Origin of the sequence: Chryseobacterium sp. VD8 (genome assembly GCF_037149975.1) — a bacterium.
In the GTDB taxonomy this organism is placed as follows: domain Bacteria; phylum Bacteroidota; class Bacteroidia; order Flavobacteriales; family Weeksellaceae; genus Chryseobacterium; species Chryseobacterium indicum.
Genome location: NZ_JBBCQL010000361.1, coordinates 1 through 2,678, shown reverse-complemented (window position 1 = coordinate 2,678; position 2,678 = coordinate 1). Strand labels below are relative to the sequence as shown.

The following is a 2,678-nucleotide window of genomic DNA, read 5'->3' as shown; positions in this document are numbered from 1 at the left end:
AATTATCGTGGAATTTTTGAACCTTTTGAATATTCTCAATATAATTGGAACTATCATTTTTTTGAAGAATATCAGTTAGTAATTCATCAATATCATACGATATCTGAAATGCGTTTTTGAGTTCGGATGCTTGTTCTTTTATTACTTCAAGACGGATTTCGATTTCTTTTAAAATATCAAGAATACTTTGGTCTTCTGATTTAATATTGATTTTAAAATCTGTAACAGACTCATTTACCTGTTGATCCAATATTTCAATTTGAGAACTAAGCTCAGGCATCCGTATATCAAAATGATCTTCAATCCATTCGTTGAAGTCTTTATCTGCTTCAACATACTCTGTAAGGCTTTTATGTAATTCGTCAAAAAATCTCTTTATTTTTGCTGGATTATATTTTTCTATGAGACGTTTTTCAATATTTTGACAAAGCTCCAATCCGTACTTTTTAAATTGATAGGTTCTTTTCGTTTCATTACGCCACAAGAAAGATTCCTGCAATCTTAAAATTATAGTATTATTTCTGTTGTATTCTGTACGAGAACGTTCATTATTACCCTGATCTTTAAAAATCTTATTTATAATTGAAATAATGTTTTCTTCCGTGAAGTCTTTATCCTTATACTTGGCATAAAGAGACAGGAGAATCAATCCGTCATTTTTTTCCGGAATTAATTTCTCATACTGATCTTTTGCTTCGCGATATAGGTTAAAGCTTTCCATAATGGAATTAGTTCTTCCAATTTTTAATAAAATCCAAGAGAGGTAAACCTCCTCTTTTGGGTTGTAAAGAAAACAACCTAATATGTTTAGTCGGCAATAATTGAATTCTTAAAATCAAATTCATTTTATCAAATTGAGATAAATCATTTTTATAATACTCCTTATTTAATTGAAAAATTTTAGATATTAATTCAACATCACCAATCAAAGCATTAAATAATTCTTTTTGATCTTTATTTAATATTGACTTATTATACAAATATGATTTTTCTTCCAGCAAAATATCTTCGCATTCAAATGATATATTTGAATTTATATCTTTAAAATATTCCTTTATGTTTTCAGTGTATTTTTGAGTCATCAATGGAGATAAAAAAATAATCTGGTCAAAAGCACTAAGATTACCCTGAAATTTTTTACATTTTTCTATTGTATTGAATAAAAAATACCTTTCTTCTTTAGGCGATTTTTTATCAGAATCGGGTCTATTTTCATTAAATTCGATTAGCTTAGATTCATCTTCATAATCTGATTTCAAATAATAATCAAATGCTTTTTTTGTTTGCGAGCCAGAGATTGAAACATCTGTAACAATGATTAATTTTTTAAAATTATGATCACCACATAAATTGTCAAATTGATTTGGCCAATTAAAATCTCTTTCATTATACCCAGACTTTTCTAATAATCGTTTTAACCCATTGGCGTCGTTTAGAGGATTTTTTATAGGAAATAGAATACAATCTTTATCATTTTTGTATGCCGTAATTTTTTCTTGAAAGAAATTAAGGTGATTCTGTGAAATATAGCAATGTGCATTTAACACAGTTAATATTGATTTATATAAGGTGGGAAAATTATATCCTTTTTCATCCATATATTTTTTCAAGTCACTTCCTCCTATACTTTCCTCATTAAAAAGTGAAAGCCAATTTATTATTCTGTATGTTATATCAAACGAATTTTTCAGATGATAAGATAATTTTATTTTAATATAATCTAATTCGCTTAATCCATCAACTATTTCTTTCACCATAGAGTAGTTAGTATTTGATGGGAAAAGATTTATATATTCATCAAATTCGGCTGGTCGAGTTGCTGTTCCTGAAAATAATTTATCATAGACTTCGACTTTTCTTTTATTGATTCTCTCATAACATTTCGAGAATTCGATTTCTGGCGTATAAATGAAAACTTTACTTTCTTTATTAGCTACAAAAAAATCAGAGCCTCTCATTTTACTAGACAAATCTTCCAACGATTCTATCTGGAATTTTTTAGAAAAATGATTAAAGAAGTAAATTTCAGTTGCTTCACTTTCTATATCATTAATAATGAGTTTATAAATAGTATGCTTACTGAAAGGATCTTTATTTTCTTCAATTTTCAGTTTAGAATTAATCAATTCTGTTTTTTTTATTGATTCATTTTCTTCAGAGTCTCCATCAAGAATATCTGGTATATGATTATTTATAATTTCAGAAAAGTCAATTTCTCCTTGCTGAATTTGATTTTGAAAAATATTTATCGAACTTAATATAGTGTTATGAAAATCATCTAATGTATTTTTTTTAGGTATTAAATTCTCATCAATTGAAAATAACAAATCAATAGCAATATTATCATCACTATATGTTTCAAAATGAATTTTCAGATAATTGATGATTAAATCATTTGAATTCACCAATTTTTGGCTTAATTTTAAGACTGTTACACTCCAGTTATATTGATATTGAAAGATTGTATCTATATCTGAATGAATGTTACTTACGAAAGATTTTACAAAATTTATTTTCGATTCTTCAGAATTAATTAGTAGTGCTGAAATTGGAAAAAATCTTTCGTTAATGTCTCTTACTTTGAAATTAAATTTTGAATTATCATTGACTAGTTTTATATCCGCTAATTCTGTAATTTTCAGAATTTCTATCATTCCTGACCAATAGGAAAAAATATT

Annotated in this window: 2 protein-coding genes; both read right to left on the bottom strand. The window is 26.3% G+C overall.

Annotation, left to right across the window (positions count from 1 at the left end):
• On the bottom strand, window positions 1–721 hold a 721-nt coding region (locus tag WFK35_RS22060; RefSeq protein ID WP_336734732.1), incomplete at its 3' end, for a hypothetical protein.
• 7 nt (window positions 722–728) lie between these two features.
• Window positions 729–2,678, bottom strand: a 1,950-nt coding sequence (locus WFK35_RS22055) for a hypothetical protein (RefSeq protein WP_336734730.1), incomplete at its 5' end; no start/stop codon positions are given.